Raw genomic sequence first — 15080 nt, 5'->3', positions numbered from 1 at the left:
CCATTGCACGACCCGCAGTGTCATGGTCACCTTTCTACCGCGACTTTTTAGCGTCTGCTCGCGAGGGAGGCGAGGGAGGCGGCAGCCCGGTTCGCGGTTGGTCATGGGCCTAGTCGTGGGCCTGAGCGACATCGTAGGCTCCCTCGGCGTACCGAGACCGAATGGCTTTCTTGTCGTACTTGCCCACGCTGGTCCGGGGGATCTCGTCGGCGAATGCCCAGCGTTCCGGCAACCACCACCGAACGACCTTGTCCGCCAGATACTTTCGCAGGTCCGCGGCGCTGACGGCGCCCCCCTCCCGGGGGATGACGACGGCCAGCGGGCGCTCCTGCCAGCGCTCGTCGGGAACGCCCACGACCGCGGCCTCAACCACGTCGGGGTGCGCGATCAGGCAGTTCTCCAACTCGACAGAGGAGATCCATTCGCCCCCTGACTTGATGACGTCCTTGGCGCGGTCGGTCAGCGTGATGAAGCCGCGCTCGTCGATGCGGCCGACGTCACCGGTGCGCAGCCACCCGGAGTCGAACTTGGAGTCGTCGCGCACCCGGTAGTACGAGCCGGTGATCCACGGCCCGCGAACCTCCACCTCACCCACGGCTTTGCCGTCGTTGGGCAGCACGTTTCCCTCGTCATCGACAATGCGGGTCTCCACCCCGCAGACCGGCTGCCCCTGAGTCACCCGGAACGCCCAATGCTGGTCCTGCGGGATGCCCGGCGGCGGCCAAGCCATGGTGGCCAGCGGCGACGTCTCGGTCATCCCCCACAGTTGCCGGATCTGGACGTCGTGCTTGTCCTCGAAGGTGCGCATCAGCGATTCGGGGACGGCCGAACCGCCGCAGGCGACCATGCGCAACGAAGACATGTCGTGGCCCGGATTCTTCTCCAGGTAGTGCATGACGTCGTTCCAAATCGTGGGCACCGCACCGGCAAGCGTGGGACGCAACGTTTCGACCAGCCGGGTCAGCGACGGCGCGTCGAGGTGGCGGTCGGGCAGCACCAGGTCGGCGCCGGCCATCAGCGCCGCGTACGGCAGCCCCCAGCCATTGGCGTGGAACATCGGCACGATGGGCAGCAGCCGGTCGCTGGAACCCACCCCGATCCCGTTGGTGGTACAGGCCGCCATCGTGTGCAGGAAGCTCGAACGATGGCTGTAGACAACGCCTTTGGGGTTGCCAGTGGTCCCGCTGGTGTAGCACATGGCCGCGGCGGAGTTCTCGTCGATGGGCGGCCAGTCGAAATCGGTTGACTCGCCGTCGATTATCTCGCTGTAGCGCACCACGGTCTTACCGCCATCCTGCAGCGGTGCGAGGTCACCGTCACCGACCGCGATCACGGTGTGCACGGTGTCCAGCTCAGCCAGCACCGGGGCCAACTGCTTGGTGAGCGACAGGTCGACCAGCACCACCCGGTCCTCGGCTTCGTTCGCGACGTACGCGATCTGCTCGGGGAACAACCGGATGTTCAGCGTGTGCAGCACCGCACCCATGGACGGCACCGCCAGGTAGGCCGCCAGGTGCTCGGCGTTGTTCCACATGAAGGTGGCTACCCGCTCGTCACCGGTTATACCGAGACGGCGCAACGCGTTTGCCAACTGCGCGGCTTGCAGCCCCAGTTCCCGGTAGGTGGTGTGCCGGTAGCCGTCGTCGGTGGCGGTGATGACCTCGCGGGCACCGTGCACACCGCAGCCGTGCCGCATGATCGCCGTGATCGTAAGCGGAAATTCCTGCATCGTGCTGTACATCGGTGAACCGCCCTCACGCGTCTCGGCGCAGCACCTTTCGGCCCTGAGCCGAATGTTAGCGCCGTGCCGCGCCATGCGGTTCATCGGGCCGACCGGCCCGAGCGGCGTTAGACCAGTGCGGCGTCGTACTGCAGCAGGTCCGGCACGAACAGGTCAGCGGACCGCTTGCTTTCCAGCGCCGCCTGCTCGAAACCGGAGTCGACGCTGTCCGCGATCGGCGCCACGGTGACAGCACCCGAGTAGTCGGCGATGTAGAGGTACTTGCCATCGCCGCTCTCGACGACGCACGACGGTTGAGTACCGACCTTGACCGAGTCGATCACGTCCTGGGTCAGCGTGCACAGCATGGTGACGCTGTCGTCGCTGACCAGGTATGCCCGCCGGCCGTCGGCGCCGATCGTCAGCCGGGTGAGCAGGCCGGTGATCTCGCCGATCTTTCGCGTGCTGGTGATCTTGTCGGTGCGGGTGTCCACCACGTCGACCGCGGCGAAGTCCGGACCCGAGCTGGCGACGTACACCAGCCCGCCGTTGGGGCTTACCGCAACGTCGCGGACGGCGAGGCCGATGTCGATCGTGCTCAGGATCCTGGGCGTGGAGCTGTGCGGGGCGGCCTGCTGCTTGGCCTTGCGCCGCCAGCGTGCGCGCCCGGCGTCCGCTTCCGACCCCTTGCCGGTGTCGATGACCACCAGCTGGCCGCCGGCCGGTCCGTTCACACCGACATACAACCGGCCTCCGTCGGGACTGACCCGGACGCACTCGGTTGCGGTGCCCGGGGTGGCGGCGATACCGATGATCTCGAACTGCTCGGTGGCGGTGTCCATGACGGCGACGTCGGCGCTGCGAGCGCCGTTGCGGCTGGCGTAGACGTGCTTGCCGTCCGCGCTCACCGCCAGGTCGCTGATGCTCAGCGCCACCGGGTGCGATCCGACGACGGTGTTGGTGGTCAGGTCGACGACCTGGATGACGTCGTAGGCGGGCGTCACGGTGGTGACATAGGCGCGCCTGGCTGCCTCGTCGATGCCGATCGCGAACGGCTCGCGCAACCCGAAGATGGTGTCGACCTCGCGGCAGGCCATGGTGTCGATGACCGAAACACTGTCGCCGCCGTAGTTAGTGACCATTAGCCGGCGACCGTCGGGGCTAGCCGTTATGCCGCTGATGGGACCCTGGTCGACCGAGATCTGGACGGCGACCGGGTGCTCGAGGATCTCCACATCACGGCCGTTCACATCGCGTTCGAGGCTCATACTGGCACCACCTTTGCTGTTTTCGGCGGGTCGTCGGAACGGCACAAACCGTGTCCGGGGAAAACGCACTTCAGCACCTTGAAAGCGCCTGAAAGCACCTGAGAGCTGTTCCGACCCGCGTTTTGCAACAATTTTAGCGGCACAATTCATGCCCAAAAGATTTCAAATTGGGCAGTGTTACCTACGTCACCGGTGTTACTCAGTTGGCACTCAGGAACCGCGTGATCAAAATGCGCCACAAGTGGATTCGGCAAAGGCATGCAGACCGGGAAGCAGGCATAATGCCGATTCGGCTAACGGACATGCTGGATCGGCCAACACTCGCGAATAATAAATTCTTAAATTTGCCACTTAATAGAGGCGTATATCACACTTGCGCCCTGGCGTGTCGCTTCAGCTTTTGCCCGCGGCGCGCTGCGAGCTAACGGTGTCGGCGCCCGTCAAAGCCTGGCTGAGCACTCGCAGGATGTCCTGATCGGCCGGCGAGTAATAGACGAAGGTCCCTTCGCGGCGGGTCTTCACCAGCCCGGCAAGTCGGAGTTTCGCCAGATGCTGACTGACGACGGTCGGCGTCACCTGGGCCAGTTCGGCCAGGCACGCCACCGACGTCTCCCCTTGCAGCAACGCCCAGAGGAGTTTGACCCGGGTGGGATCACTCAACATCCGAAACGTGTCCGCGGCCCGGTTCACCTGCTCCTCCGAAGGCATCGAGAAGTCGGCGATCGACGTGTGCACGCCAGCCAGCATACCGCTGACCTGTGCATTCATGAATCAATCTGTAAGCGCAATTGCATAGCTGCACATATACGCATCTATAGTTGATCGGATGACATCGCACCCGGTGCTGCAGGACGCCCGACCGCCAGCCGTCGGCCGGCCGATGCGCGAACGCGCCTGGTCTCTGCCAGAAGTTCGTTGGGCGCTGGCGGCCAGCGGGCTGTTCGGCTGCGCCGCAGCTGCCCACCTTCTCGGTAAACCGGCATGGCTCTACTGGGGTCTGTATCTGGCCTGCTACGTCGCCGGCGGGTGGCAGCCCGGCCTGGACGGGCTGATCGCGTTGCGGCGCAGGTCTTTGGATGTCGACCTGCTCATGGTCGTTGCGGCGCTCGGCGCCGCCGCCATCGGCCAGATCTTCGACGGCGCGTTGCTGATCGTCATCTTCGCCACCTCCGGGGCGTTGGAGGCGTTGGCCACCAAGCGCACCGAGGACTCGGTGCGGGGGTTGCTCGGCCTCACTCCCGAAACGGCCACGCGCATCGGCGATTCCGGCGAAGAACTCGTCGGCACCGCGGAATTGGCGGTCGGCGACCTGCTGCTGATCCGCCCCGGCGAACGCATCGGCGGCGACGGGGTGGTCGTCGACGGTGCCAGCGCGGTCGACCAGGCGACCATCACCGGTGAACCCCTGCCGGTCGACAAGACCGCCGGCGACGAGGTATTCGCCGGCACCGTCAACGGGACGGGAACACTGTGGGTCCGGGTGCAGCGCCCCAGCGCCGACACGGTGATAAGCCGTATCGGCGCGATGGTCGCCGAGGCCAGCGCCAGCAAGGCCCGTACCCAACTGTTCATCGAGAAGGTCGAGCAGCGTTACTCGGCGCTGATGGTGGCCGCGACCATCGCGCTGCTGACGATCCCGCTGCTACTCGGCTCCGACCTGCGTTCGGCGCTGCTGCGCGCGATGACCTTCATGATCGTGGCGTCCCCCTGCGCGTTGGTGTTGTCCACCATGCCGCCGCTGTTGGCGGCGATCGCCAACGCGGGCCGCCACGGTGTGCTCGTCAAGTCGGCGGTGGTACTGGAAAAGCTGGCCACCGTGAGCCGGGTCGCGCTGGATAAGACCGGCACGCTGACCCTCGGCGTGCCGGCGCTCACCGGGATTCATGTCCGACCGGAGAGCGGATTCGGTCGCGCCGAATTACTGGCGTTGGCCGCATCGGCCGAGCATCCCTCCGAGCACCCTTTGGCCCGCGCCATCGTCGCGGCCGCCCGGGACGCAGGCCTCGCGCTGCGGCCGACGGTGTCGTTCACCTCCGCACCGGGACGCGGGGTCCGGGCCCGCATCGGTGACGACACGGTGGAGGTCGGCAGTCCGGGACAGCTCGGTGACGATGCCACCGTCGGACAGCTGGTGCACACCAGCGAGCGGGCCGGTCGCACCACCGTGATTGTGCGGGTCAACGGTGCGACGGCCGGCGTGCTCGAGCTGACCGCCCATCCCCGCGACGGGGCGGCCGACGCCGTCGCCCGACTCGAATCACTCACCGGGACAACACCGTTGCTCCTCACCGGAGACAACCCGCAGGCCGCGTCCCAGCTCGCCGCGGACGTGGGCATCGCCGATGTGCACGCGGCACTGTTGCCGGAGGACAAGGTCGCTATTGTGCGTGGCCTGGAAGCGGACGGGGCCGCGGTGATGTTCGTCGGGGACGGCGTCAACGACGCTCCCGCGATGGCGGCCGCCCGGGTGGCGGTCGCGATGGGCCGCACCGGGTCGGATCTCACGCTGCAGACGGCCGACGCCGTCATAACTCGCGACGAGCTGCGCGCGCTGCCGGCCATCGTTGCCCTGGCCCGACGGGCCCGGCGCGTGGTGACCGCGAACCTGCTTATCGCCGCGACCTTCATCGTCGTGCTCGTGGGCTGGGACCTGCTCGGGCACCTACCGCTGCCGCTCGGCGTCGCAGGCCATGAAGGGTCCACGATCCTGGTGGGCCTCAACGGTTTACGGTTGCTGCGTGACCGCACCTGGAGCGCGTAGCGTCCGGCCTCAGCTGAACTGGGTGCGCGGCCGGGCCAGCGGGGTACCGTCCACTTCGATGTCGAGTTTCTCGTTGTAGAAGGCCACCAGCCCCGCTATCGGGGCGACGGCGGGCAGCGGGTAGTGGTAGGTCCACGCCAGGTCGGCGTGCACCGTCTCGCCCACCCGCACCGACCAGTAGCCCGACGTCACGCCCTTGTAGGGGCACAGTGTCTGCGTCGACGTAGGTTCCAGGTGTTCGAAGGCGACGTCGGACGGGTCGATGTAATACCTTGTCGGCAGGCCGGTTTCGAACAGCAGAACCGGCGATCGGGTGTCGGCGAGCTGGACCCCGTCCAGCGCCACCCGGATGTGCCGGTGCGAGCGCAGTGCGTCCACCCGGGAGTAGGGATTGCGAGGGTGCCCGTAGATCTGCTCGTCCTCCTCCAGCCAACGCAGCGGGTCCCAGTTGAAGCGCACCAAACCGGCGACAGGACTGTCGCTGTCAGCGTCGAACACCCGCGCGGCCGACGTGTGGGTCTGACCGTTGCCGACTAAGGAGAACAACCTCGAGGAGCCGAACTGCACCCGCTGAGGGTGGTCCTCGTCGCTGAGAAACTGGGAGCGCACATCGCTCAAGGGCACGTAATACTGTGGATAGTAAGGGATTTCCCATACGTAGCGCGCCGAGGTGGTGTCGAAAACCAGCTCGCTGCCCAGATAGCCGCGCACCCGCCGCGGCGCCGGCTCGATCCGTCCACGGGCGGCGGCGGGCGGAGGGTAATCAGTTTCGGTGGTCATCACTGCACAATTGCACGTTCCGGCCCGCTCGTCGCGCGGGTACTGTCTACCCGTGGCATTCCGGCGGGAGAGCCCAACACGTGGGCGACGACTGCGCCTTGATGAGGCACTCATCGAGCACGCGCTGATGACTCCGGTCGGGTATCGATTCCTGCTGCATGTGGCACCCTGGATCGACAAGGCGGTCATCCCCCGGACCAGGGGACGCCTGAGCAGTGCCGGCATCGACAAGGTCGGATTGGTCACCAGCACCGGCGCCAAGTCCGGGCGCCCGCGCACGCATCCGTTGGCGCTGTTCGAGGATGGCGATGCGCTGCTGGCGATCGGCTCCAACTACGGCCGGCCCAATCACCCCGCGTGGAGCGCGAACTTGCTGGCGCACCCTGAGTGCACGGTCGAGTTCCGGGGTCCGCCCGGGCAGTACAAGGCCGAGTTGCTCACCGGCGAAGCTCGCGCCGCGGCCTGGGCCCGCGCGACAGACTTCTATGCCGGCTTCGAAAATTACCGAATCAGTTGTGCGCCAAGGGAAATCCGGGTCTTCCGGCTGCGGCCGCTGCCGTGACCGGTCAGCCGACCTTGATCCGGACCGTCTGCGACTCCGTGTTGGCGGGCAGCTTGCTGGTGTCCACGACCAAGATCTCGCCGCTGTCCTGACTGCCGTTGGGCAGCGTCTTGGGCTTGAGCCGGAACGGCGGCGTGTCCGACGTCAAACCGGCCAACCCGAAATCGCTGTCGTTGGACAGGATCAGGGTGTTGCCGTCGTCGGGTGTGGCGACCCCTTCGATCTTGTCGTGGCCGAAGAAGTCGCCGTTGGCCGACAAAGTGCGTAGCAGCTCGCCGATGTCGAGCTTGAGTGTCTTGCGCGCCAACGAGATTCCCGCGGCTTTGAGTTTGCCGACGGCGTCCGCGTCGGTGCTGACGCCGATCAACGTCTCGAGGGGCATCCGGTTGACGAGCAGTCCGCCGCCGTCGGCTTCGTAGACCGCGCCCGGAACCGTGGAACGGGGTCCGACATCGGTGGCCGCGGCGATATCGGCGACATAGATCTTCTTGTTGCCGCTCGGCGGCGCCTTGCCGTCGCGCTCGGCGATCAGGAACTCGGTAGCGCTGAGCGCGGTGATGTCGGATACGGCGACACCCGACTCCTGCGGGTTGGCCAACGGGTAGAGGTACTCGTGCACGATGCTGCGGTTGACCAGGTTGACCGTCACGATCCGAACGAACGGAACCGATTTCGCCGGACCTTGCAACCCGGGCGTCTGCAACGCTGACTGCATGACCCCGACCAGCGTGTTGCCGTCCGGGGTGATCGTCAGACCTTCCATGCCCTGGTTGGGCACACGCAACGCAAGCTCTCGGGGCAAGCTGCCGTCGAACGGCGAAAAGCGTTCCAGCTCTTTGCCATTGGCGTCAAAATGGACGATGTAGGGGCCGTACTCGTCGGACACCCAGAACATGCCGTCGGGGCTGGCGACCAGCCCTTCGGGGTCGATGCCGTAGTCCGAGGGCGGCAGCGGCGTGCCATTGAGGTCGACCATCGCCTCCCCGGTGCTGGCGTGCGGGTCGACCAGACCCACCAGCGGGGTACCCTCCGGCGCCTGCAGGGTGATGGTCCGCTCCACCGTCGCGACGCCGTTGGCGAGCTTGAGCTTGGCGATTTGTGGGTGGTAGTCGGGCACGGGTAGCACCTTCTCGTTGGGTGCGCGTCCGCTGACGTTGGGGCCACGGTCGGTGAGGCCGTAGATCTCGTCGCTGCTGCCGGGCACCGCCGCGATGCCCGACCCGTGCGCGCTGGCCTTGATCACGACGCCGCCGATCGTGGCCAGCGGCAGCTGGTCCTCGTCATACAGCTTGACGGCCCGGCTCACGGTGACACTCAGCTCGTCGGTGCCGGTGAATCCGGCGTCGGGCGTGTAGATGACCGCCCCGTCCGAGCCGTAGCTGATCTTGCCGTGCGCGGGTTTACCGAACGATGTCGGTGTGATGCCGCCGGTGGCCACCAGCATCCGGTCCGGCGAAATGGTCAGGGGCTTGCCGGCCGGGGTGCTCAGATCCGCCTTGCCGGTGGACGTCGGCAGTGCCGGGGAGGCGCTTTGCGCGCAGCCCACCGCGGTGATCAGGACCGTGCCGAGCACAGCCAGGGTTCTCGTTCTGCATGCCATTCGCATTACGTAGCAAGCCAAGTTGACACCTTGGTGTACACGAGACGGGCGCCGCTAATGCTTCTTGTCTCTGACTTTGTAGGTCGACGGCCAGGATTTCCGCGATTCGTCGCCGGTCAGCGGGGTTCCCATGCCACCCACCTTCACGTTGTAAGCCTCCTTGCCGGGACCCACTTCGCGGTTGGCGTGTTCCTGGGCCAGGAAGTACAGCTCGTCGATGGTGGCCTCGTCGTAGGCCACGAACGACGTCTCCCGTTCGAGGTCGTCGATGCCGGCCAGCATCCGTTCGGGTAGCAAGCGCGACGCCGCCGCCGCAGCGCCGAGCAGTGTGAACGGAATGACCCAGTAACCGAGGAACGACAACGGGGTCTTGGTGTCCAGGATCGTCGCGTTCCCCTGTACGAGCGGCGGGATGGCCGACGAGACCGTCATGCCGGCGAACGCGGCGACCCAGATCCAGGTCAACACCGTCGTGACGCGCTTGAACAGATCGGTGTTGATGATGTCGGCGGGCTGTTCGGCGGCGGCGTATTCGCGGACGAACGGTTTACCGATCAGCACACCGACCAACGCCACCAAGAAGATTCCGGCATTGCTGAGCGGTTGTATCCACCGCGCCATGAAGGCGTCGTCGAGCACGAAAGTCAGCACGGCCAGGATGACAAATGTTGCGACTGCGCCGATTTCGAGCGTTTGCCCGGGTTTGCCGGAGGCCCGTCCGATGGCGAATACCGCGATGGCCATCAATAGCGCGACCGATACGGCGGTGCCGAAGGGAACGTTGCCGACCAGTACCCAATAGACGATCCACGGCGCAAAGCCAAAGAGCATGCCCACGATGGGCCAGTCTATGGGGGGCTCACCTACGGGTTCGGGGCACCTCTATCTGCAACTTGTTGCCGGTGTCGGCCACGCAGTTGACCGAGGCCACCGCGCCGCTGGACGTCTGCTCGGTCACCTTCTTGCCGTCGGACAGTATCCGGCAGGTCAGGGTGGCCCCGGAGTCGAAGGAAGTGGCCCAGACACGTGCGATCAGGACGTTCCTGCCGAACTTGGTCACGTCTTTGCTCCACGGCAGGGTTGGATTTCTGTCTTCCCCGTCGCTGCCGTCGGGCACCGTGTAGCTGATGCTCAGCGCAGTGGCCGTTCCCTCGACCTGATAGGTGAGCGTGGGCACGCGATGCGCGCGTTGCCAATTGTCCCGGTTGTACAGATTGGCGCCGACCAGCACCAGGACACCGACCAGGATGACGGACACAGCCAGCACCCACGGCCACCACAGCCGCTTCTTCGGGCCCTGCGGCGGATAGCCGTACGGCGGATAGCCAGGCGGCGGTGGGTAGTTGTACATGACGCGTCCCCGAATCGCTTGCGTGCGGGTGTGCGCCCATCACAGCAAACTTTGGGGTCGCTGGCTCGCGATCGGCTGAATCAGTCCGGCATGGTCAGGGCCGGCGGATTGCCTAGCGCGAGTAGATGCAGTGCGCCGAGCCGCCGACCGGCTGCTCTGCGACGACGTGGCCGTTGATCGAGATGCGGCAGCCGGGGTTGGTCGTGCCGCTGCCGACCACAACTACCTGGAAGAGCGTCACGTCGGGACCGGCCTGGACGGTGCGGCTCCAGGGCAGCGGTGCGTTGTAGACGCGGTCGACGGCGGGGTCGGTGTCGATGGTCATGGCCGTGCCCGACCCCAGCGCCTCGAACGTGACGGTACTGTTGTCGGCGTAAGCCGCCGGAGCAAACACTCCGGTCATCGCGGTGATGGCCAGCGCCGCCATTCCGGCTTGCGCGAGACGCTTCGTATGCATGGAACCCTCAATTCAGGTCGAGCCGACGGGGATCGCCTCACGTTTCGAACCGGGAACCTTACGGGCGGGCGCTTATGTGAATCGCCGTTACCCAATCGCGACGGAAACTAAACCTCACGGCAGCGCCTGCGGAGTGACCAGAAACTTCTCGCCCGTCGCGCGCTTGACGTAACGGCCGAAGGCATCGGGGTTGAGCATGCCCGCCAGTGACACCTCCTGCGTGTAGGTGCTGGCAAAAGTGGTGGTCAACTCCGCGCCCACTCGGTTCCGCAGCCGAGCAACGGCTTCGGCCCCGATGCTCTGCAGGAACGGGGTCAGCAGCCACCCGCCCACACCCCAGGCCATACCGTAGTCCCGGATGAGCTTCGTCGGACTCGTGTCGAGCACCCCGTAGATGTAGACCTGCTTGTGAACGGTCGACCCGTAGCGGGAGTATTCGGCCGCGGTCTCGTTTGCCGCCTGTTCCATGCCGGACAGGATCCGGCTCGCCAGGGTGCCGCCGCCGACGGCGTCGAACGCCAGCGTCGCCGACGTGGCCTTGAGCGCGTCCAGCAGATCGCTCGCGAACGACGGCGACTCCGAGTTGCAGACATGCACCGCCCCGAGCGAGCGCAACAGCTCCTCCTGCTCGGGCTTGCGCACGACGTTGACCAGCGGGACCCCATCCGCCTGGCAGAGCTTGACGAGCATCTGGCCCAGGTTCGAGGCGGCGGCCGTGTGCACCAGGGCCGAATGTCCCTCGCGGCGCATCGTTTCCAGCATTCCGAGCGCGGTCAACGGATTGACGAAGGACGAGGCTCCCTCCCTGGCCGTCGCCCCCTCGGGCAACACCAGGCAGGTGCCCGCGTCGACCAGGCGGTACTGCGCGTACATCGCGCCGGCCGCGATACCGACCTTTCGCCCGACGAGAGCCTGGGCCGCTTCGGATGAACCCGCCGCAACCACCGTGCCGGCGCCCTCGTTGCCCACCGGGAGCGATTTGTCGACTCGCGCCGACAGCGCGCCCAAGGAACCCGTGTGCAGCGGCGCGGTCACCACGGGACGATCCGGGGTGCCGGACACCGTCGCGGCGGCCATGTCCGCGCTGGCGACCAGTAGGCCCAGATCCGACGGGTTGATCGGGGCGGCTTCCACCCGGACCAGCACCTGATTGCCGGACGGCGTGGGCACCGGGACCTCGCGCAGGGAAAGTTCCAGCGCGCCTTGCGACGTCACCAACGAGCGCAACTCGAGCGCGGTGTCGGGCAGGTGTGTGGTCATCAGTGGCGCCTCTCTTTCACTTGGTGTCGCCGTCCAGGTAGAACCAGCGTCCGGCGCGGCGCCGGAAGCGACTGCGCTCGTGCAACCGGCCGCGGCGACCGTCGCTTTCAAAGCGCGCCACGAACTCCACTTCGCCGAGGTCGTCGTCGGGCCCGCCAGCAACGGTGTCGATGACCTCCAGGCCGGTCCAGGCGATACCGGGGTCGATCGTCACGTCCGCCGGCCGGGTTCGCGGGTGCCAGGTGCGGAACAAATAGTCGGCGTCGCCGCGGGCGAAAGCGGAGAAGCGCGATCGCATCAGTTCCTCGGCGGACCGGGCCTGCCGCTCGCCGTCGTGCAGCGGCCCGCAGCACGCGCGGTAACCGTCCGCGCTGCCGCATGGGCACAGTTGCTGGCTCACAACGAGCCTCAACGATCCGTGCAGCTGGGGAATTCCGAGGACGGTCGCGGGAACGTGGCCTCCCTGGCACTGAACAGCCGTTTCCCGTGCCCCCAGTCGGACTCGAACCGACACTGGGCGGATTTTAAGTCCGCTGCCTCTGCCAATTGGGCTATGGGGGCCCGGCGGCGAATCTAGCGTGCCAGCACCGCCTTCGGGGCGTCCCATCCCCCTCGAATTGCTGACGTGCGCGAGCGCGAAGTTATTAGTAGGATCGCGCGCCGCGCGCCCATGTATGGTGCCATCTCCCAGCCTCCAGATGACACGGCCGTATCGGCCGCAATGGACTTGTTAAAACTGCCCGCGCCTCCGTTAACAAGCCGTAAACGTCCGTCACCCTGCCCTTTTCGAGTCGGACTGTGGAGCCGTAGCTAGTTAGCGTTACGCCAACGCACAGGGGCCATTACGGAAACACACAGGGCCGACCCTGCGAAGGCGGCCGGCAATTTCACCCACAAGGAGCAATAGATGTCTTTCTTGACAGCAGTGCCGCAAGAACTGGCCGCTGCAGCGGCTCAGCTGGGAGCCATCGGGGCGGCGTTGGCGGGGCAGAACGCAGGTGCTGCGGCCCCGACTACGGCTATCGCGCCGGCGGCCGCCGATCAGGTGTCGATCCTGCAATCCGGCATTTTCACCGCGTATGGCGCCCTGTACCAGCAAATCGCCGCCGAAGCACAGGCGATGCAGGAGCAGTTCGTGCAAACCCTGGGCCTGAGCAGCGGGACGTACGAGCAGTCCGAGGCGGCCAACGCGGCTGCGGCGACCGCTGCGTCCGGCCCCAGCGGCATCATCGACCAGATCAGCACGCTGCTCGGTGGCCCTGTCTACAGCGCCGGCGGCCAGCCGTTCAGCCTCTCGGGCAACATGGCCAACTTCGAGAGCTACGAAATCGGTAACTGGGCCTCGGCAACCTCGGGCCTGCTCGGCCTGGCCGGCGGTGGTCTGTTCCCCGAGGGCTACGGCGTGCCGGAAGAACTCGCCGCCGCAGCCGAGGCGGCGGGGGCCGCCGAGGCAGCCACGGCGGCCGGCGCGGTCGGCGCGGTCAGCGGTGGACCGGTTTCGGCCGCCCTGGGCGCATCGACCCTGGTCGGGGCGATGTCCGCGCCGCCGAGCTGGGCCGCGGGCGCCACGCTGGTTTCCAGCTCCGCGCCCAGCGCCCTTGCCGGTGCCGGTTGGACCGCCGCAGCGCCGGCCACCACCACCGGCGGGTTCTACCCCGGCATGCCCGGTGTGGCGTCGGCCGCGCGCAACAGCGCCGGCTTCGGAGCGCCGCGCTACGGCGTGAAGCCGATCGTCATGCCGAAGCCGGTGAGCGTCTAGGCGCCCGCAGCAACCAGCCAGCCATCGAAGACCACTTAGCCAGATAAAGCCAAAGGAACGGATACAAAATGTCTTTTGCAGCTTTCCCACCCGAGATCAACTCCGGACTCATGTACTCCGGCGCGGGCGCGGGGCCGCTCATGGCCGCCGCGGCCGCGTGGAGCAACCTGGCCGCCGAGCTCAGCACCACCGCGACCCAGTACGAGTCGATCATCACCTCCCTGACCACCGAGCAGTGGACCGGCGCCGGTTCCGCGTCGGCGGCCGCGGCGGCCCAGCCCTACGTGGCCTGGCTGACGCAGACCTCGGCAGCAGCCGAGCAGGCCGCCATGCAGGCGTCGGCTTCGGCCGCGGCATATGAGGCCGCCTTCACTGCGACGGTGCCGCCGCCGGTGATCGCCGCCAACCGGGCGCTGTTGGCCGCGCTCGTCGCCACCAACTTCCTGGGCATCAACACTCCCGCGATCATGGCGACCGAGGCGCAGTACATGGAGATGTGGGTCCAGGACGTCATCGCGATGACCACCTACCAGGCAAGCGCCGCCGTCGCCGCGGTCCTCGAGCCGCTGACGCCGGCCGCCGAGACCACCAACCCGGGGGCCGCGGGGATTCAGGGTGCCGCCGTCGCCGCTGCCGCCGCGGAGGGTCCCACCGCCGCGTCGCTGGGGGACATCGTCACCGGCCTGCAGACCGAGTTGGAAAACCTCGCCCTCGGCACGTCGTCGATCGGCACCGGCCTGTTCAACGCGTTGCCGGTGCCGGTGCAGGAACTGCTCACCTCGCTGGACGGCCTCCTGGGCACACCGTTCATTTTCAACGCCATTCAGCAGGTCGGTGTTACGGCGGCATGGTTCGTCTTCGCGGCCATCCCGAACGCGATCTTCGCGGCGCACACCATCGACGGCAACATCGCCGCGGCGGCCGCTGAGGTGGCGGCAGCTCCCGCGGCCGCGGCTGCCGCGGGCCTGGCCGGCGAGGTCGAATCGGTGGGCGCAGCCGCAGCTCTGGGCGAGGCATCACTGGTCGGAAGCCTGTCGGTGCCGGCCAGCTGGGCCAGCGCCGCCCCGGCCGCGGAGGCAGCAGCGGGCACCGCGCTGGCGGGCAGCGGCTGGACCGTCGCGGCCGAAGGCGCGGCGCCGGGAATGATGGCCGGCATGCCGGGCATGGCAGCGGCCGCCAAGGGTGCGGGCGCATACGCCGGGCCGCGGTACGGCTTCAAGCCGACCATCATGCCCAAGCAGGTTGTGGTCTAACGCTTTTGACTAAACCAACTGATAACGACGAGATAGGAGACGCAACATGGCAACACGCTTCATGACCGATCCGCACGCGATGCGGGACATGGCGGGACGCTTCGAGACCCACGCCCAGACCGTTGAGGACGAGGCCCGTCGGATGTGGGCGTCCTCGCAGAACATCGCCGGTGCGGGCTGGAGCGGTATGGCCCAGGCGACCTCGCTGGACACCATGAGCCAGATGAATCAAGCCTTCCGCAACATTGTCAACATGCTGCACGGCGTGCGTGACGGACTCATCCGCGACGCGAACAACTACGAGCAGCA

General features: G+C 66.9%; 15 protein-coding genes and 1 tRNA gene. 5 read left to right on the top strand and 11 right to left on the bottom strand.

Translation table 11 applies throughout. The annotated features are described in order from the left end of the window. Positions 1–109 precede the first annotated feature (109 nt). The 3 genes from A9X01_RS08665 to A9X01_RS08655 all read right to left on the bottom strand — a co-directional run bounded on the left by A9X01_RS08665 (position 110) and on the right by A9X01_RS08655 (position 3756). Complete coding sequence (locus A9X01_RS08665; protein ID WP_065120343.1) at positions 110–1741, bottom strand: long-chain fatty acid--CoA ligase; 1632 nt, start codon at positions 1739–1741, stop codon at positions 110–112. A gap of 107 nt (positions 1742–1848) precedes the next feature. After that, positions 1849–2988 (bottom strand): YncE family protein, encoded by a 1140-nt coding sequence (locus A9X01_RS08660; RefSeq protein ID WP_065120342.1) that lies wholly within the window; start codon positions 2986–2988, stop codon positions 1849–1851. 393 nt (positions 2989–3381) lie between these two features. Then, positions 3382–3756 carry an ArsR/SmtB family transcription factor gene (locus tag A9X01_RS08655; protein WP_253849025.1) on the bottom strand — a complete coding sequence of 125 codons (375 nt, stop codon included), beginning with the start codon at positions 3754–3756 and terminating at the stop codon, positions 3382–3384. A gap of 58 nt (positions 3757–3814) precedes the next feature. Here A9X01_RS08655 and A9X01_RS08650 point away from each other — a divergent pair, with 58 nt between their 5' ends. Next, on the top strand, positions 3815–5749 hold the full coding sequence (locus A9X01_RS08650; RefSeq protein ID WP_065120341.1) for a heavy metal translocating P-type ATPase: 1935 nt from the start codon (positions 3815–3817) through the stop codon (positions 5747–5749). Positions 5750–5758: 9 nt separating this feature from the next. On the opposite strand, the gene A9X01_RS08645 is transcribed toward A9X01_RS08650, so the two are convergent. Then, positions 5759–6529: a DUF427 domain-containing protein gene (locus tag A9X01_RS08645; RefSeq protein WP_065120340.1), complete on the bottom strand. Its 771-nt coding sequence runs from the start codon at positions 6527–6529 to the stop codon at positions 5759–5761. 52 nt (positions 6530–6581) lie between these two features. Here A9X01_RS08645 and A9X01_RS08640 point away from each other — a divergent pair, with 52 nt between their 5' ends. Further along, the gene (locus A9X01_RS08640; protein ID WP_253849023.1) at positions 6582–7091 is read left to right on the top strand and encodes a nitroreductase family deazaflavin-dependent oxidoreductase; all 510 of its coding nucleotides are present in this window, start codon (positions 6582–6584) and stop codon (positions 7089–7091) included. Between the two features lie 4 nt (positions 7092–7095). Here the strand turns inward: A9X01_RS08640 and A9X01_RS08635 are convergent, their stop codons facing one another. The 7 genes from A9X01_RS08635 to A9X01_RS08605 all read right to left on the bottom strand — a co-directional run bounded on the left by A9X01_RS08635 (position 7096) and on the right by A9X01_RS08605 (position 12320). Further along, positions 7096–8664: an esterase-like activity of phytase family protein gene (locus tag A9X01_RS08635; RefSeq protein WP_301336927.1), complete on the bottom strand. Its 1569-nt coding sequence runs from the start codon at positions 8662–8664 to the stop codon at positions 7096–7098. A gap of 81 nt (positions 8665–8745) precedes the next feature. Further along, positions 8746–9528 (bottom strand): hypothetical protein, encoded by a 783-nt coding sequence (locus A9X01_RS08630; protein ID WP_065120339.1) that lies wholly within the window; start codon positions 9526–9528, stop codon positions 8746–8748. A gap of 22 nt (positions 9529–9550) precedes the next feature. Next, positions 9551–10042, bottom strand: a complete 492-nt coding sequence (locus tag A9X01_RS08625; RefSeq protein WP_065120338.1) for an MmpS family transport accessory protein — start codon at positions 10040–10042, stop codon at positions 9551–9553. A 112-nt stretch (positions 10043–10154) separates the two neighbouring features. Then, positions 10155–10499 (bottom strand): MmpS family transport accessory protein, encoded by a 345-nt coding sequence (locus A9X01_RS08620; RefSeq protein ID WP_065120337.1) that lies wholly within the window; start codon positions 10497–10499, stop codon positions 10155–10157. A gap of 114 nt (positions 10500–10613) precedes the next feature. Continuing rightward, positions 10614–11759, bottom strand: coding sequence for a zinc-binding dehydrogenase (locus A9X01_RS08615; protein WP_065120336.1), 1146 nt, complete (start codon positions 11757–11759; stop codon positions 10614–10616). A 16-nt stretch (positions 11760–11775) separates the two neighbouring features. Continuing rightward, positions 11776–12159, bottom strand: a complete 384-nt coding sequence (locus tag A9X01_RS08610) for a YchJ family protein (protein WP_253849021.1) — start codon at positions 12157–12159, stop codon at positions 11776–11778. Between the two features lie 87 nt (positions 12160–12246). Further along, positions 12247–12320 (bottom strand) — tRNA-Leu (locus A9X01_RS08605). A gap of 346 nt (positions 12321–12666) precedes the next feature. Here A9X01_RS08605 and A9X01_RS08600 point away from each other — a divergent pair. From A9X01_RS08600 to A9X01_RS08590, 3 genes are all read left to right on the top strand, one after another. Continuing rightward, on the top strand, positions 12667–13518 hold the full coding sequence (locus tag A9X01_RS08600) for a PPE family protein, SVP subgroup (protein ID WP_065120334.1): 852 nt from the start codon (positions 12667–12669) through the stop codon (positions 13516–13518). A 68-nt stretch (positions 13519–13586) separates the two neighbouring features. Next, positions 13587–14771, top strand: a complete 1185-nt coding sequence (locus tag A9X01_RS08595; protein WP_065120333.1) for a PPE family protein — start codon at positions 13587–13589, stop codon at positions 14769–14771. A 46-nt stretch (positions 14772–14817) separates the two neighbouring features. Beyond that, the coding region (locus tag A9X01_RS08590; protein WP_065120344.1) for a WXG100 family type VII secretion target at positions 14818–15080 on the top strand (263 nt) is incomplete at its 3' end.

The sequence above is a fragment of the Mycobacterium asiaticum genome (assembly GCF_001668675.1).
In the GTDB taxonomy this organism is placed as follows: Bacteria; Actinomycetota; Actinomycetes; order Mycobacteriales; family Mycobacteriaceae; genus Mycobacterium; species Mycobacterium asiaticum_D.
The sequence above is the reverse complement of the archived record's forward strand: the minus strand, read 5'-3'. Positions and strand labels throughout refer to the sequence as shown.

Excerpts from the sequence above, each read along its gene's own strand:
- A9X01_RS08665 (WP_065120343.1), bottom strand. The coding sequence starts at position 1,741 with ATGTACAGCACGATGCAGGAATTTCCGCTTACGATCACGGCGATCATG.
- A9X01_RS08660 (WP_065120342.1), bottom strand. The coding sequence starts at position 2,988 with ATGAGCCTCGAACGCGATGTGAACGGCCGTGATGTGGAGATCCTCGAG.
- A9X01_RS08655 (WP_253849025.1), bottom strand. The coding sequence starts at position 3,756 with ATGAATGCACAGGTCAGCGGTATGCTGGCTGGCGTGCACACGTCGATC.
- A9X01_RS08650 (WP_065120341.1), top strand. The coding sequence starts at position 3,815 with ATGACATCGCACCCGGTGCTGCAGGACGCCCGACCGCCAGCCGTCGGC.
- A9X01_RS08645 (WP_065120340.1), bottom strand. The coding sequence starts at position 6,529 with ATGACCACCGAAACTGATTACCCTCCGCCCGCCGCCGCCCGTGGACGG.
- A9X01_RS08625 (WP_065120338.1), bottom strand. The coding sequence starts at position 10,042 with ATGTACAACTACCCACCGCCGCCTGGCTATCCGCCGTACGGCTATCCG.
- A9X01_RS08620 (WP_065120337.1), bottom strand. The coding sequence starts at position 10,499 with ATGCATACGAAGCGTCTCGCGCAAGCCGGAATGGCGGCGCTGGCCATC.
- A9X01_RS08615 (WP_065120336.1), bottom strand. The coding sequence starts at position 11,759 with ATGACCACACACCTGCCCGACACCGCGCTCGAGTTGCGCTCGTTGGTG.
- A9X01_RS08600 (WP_065120334.1), top strand. The coding sequence starts at position 12,667 with ATGTCTTTCTTGACAGCAGTGCCGCAAGAACTGGCCGCTGCAGCGGCT.
- A9X01_RS08595 (WP_065120333.1), top strand. The coding sequence starts at position 13,587 with ATGTCTTTTGCAGCTTTCCCACCCGAGATCAACTCCGGACTCATGTAC.